1 protein-coding gene is annotated in these 939 nt (G+C 56.9%); it reads left to right on the top strand.

All coding sequences use genetic code 11. From position 1 onward, the window contains the following. Positions 1-347: 347 nt before the first annotated feature. Positions 348-939: host specificity protein (locus GWE18_RS41900; RefSeq protein ID WP_275191303.1), on the top strand; the 592-nt coding region annotated here is incomplete at its 3' end.

The raw sequence follows: 939 nt of genomic DNA, 5'->3' as shown, positions 1-939 counted from the left end.
ACGGTTCGACCGGTACTCCGATGTCCTCGGATTTGGAGGACTGCACAAGTGGAACGAGGTTGTGATGGGCCGCAGCAGTATCAGGTAGGACTGTAATTCTTCTAAAGAACCCGCCTGCGCCACAGCGATCCGAGTCTCGGCTCGCTCGCGTAACAAGGTATGGCATCATAGCCGCGAAGCCCAATGAGTAGCTCTGGAAAGGCCAGCCGCTCCTCGCCTTGGCGTGGCACGGTGAGGCTAGGGTGATGCGCCCCCTCTGTGCGTCAGCTTGTTGTCAGCTCGCGCGCCTATCATTGTCCACAGGTCTTCGAGTAGGCCAGTACGTTGCGATAGGGAGAGCGAACCGCATGTATAACAGAATCACTGGTTCTTCCAGCCAAGTTCCAAGCGCGAGCCAGGCCGATGAATCGGAGCTATCAGCAGATGGCCGTAGGTTTACGGAAACGCTTACGGCGCCTGGTTCGTCCTCGGGGGCGACACGGCCGTACTCCCTCATTTCCGAACCTCCCATCGATGAGATTGACAGGGAGTCATTCAGGGAAGAACTGAGAAATTTTTACGGTAAGGACATCAAGCACATAGCCGATAATCCGCAAGAATACTCGGATTTCGTTTCCGAAAAGGCTGAGCGCACAGCGATGGTCGCCAGAGCCGGATCCACCGTAGAGGATTCGGACCATGCGCGATATTTCAGCTATCAATTGGGTGACAAGAGTGTCGGGCTTCTAAAGACCGAAGGTCGACGTCGCATGGGAGGGGAGGCGTGGGAGCGGCACTTTCCTGGGCAAAAACACGTCTCGTCCGTTGTCGGTCTCCGGGTTACTCATCCGCTCGTCGAGAACGCAGGCGATGTTCTGCTGGAACATCAACTTCGGCTTGACGGCAAGCGGGCGTTGGTCATGTCGCGTCCTGCCACGGATGAGGTGAAGCCCCGTCTAG

The sequence above is a fragment of the Bradyrhizobium sp. CSA112 genome (genome assembly GCF_029051645.1).
Taxonomy (GTDB): Bacteria; Pseudomonadota; Alphaproteobacteria; order Rhizobiales; family Xanthobacteraceae; genus Bradyrhizobium.
The sequence above is the reverse complement of the archived record's forward strand: the minus strand, read 5'-3'. Positions and strand labels throughout refer to the sequence as shown.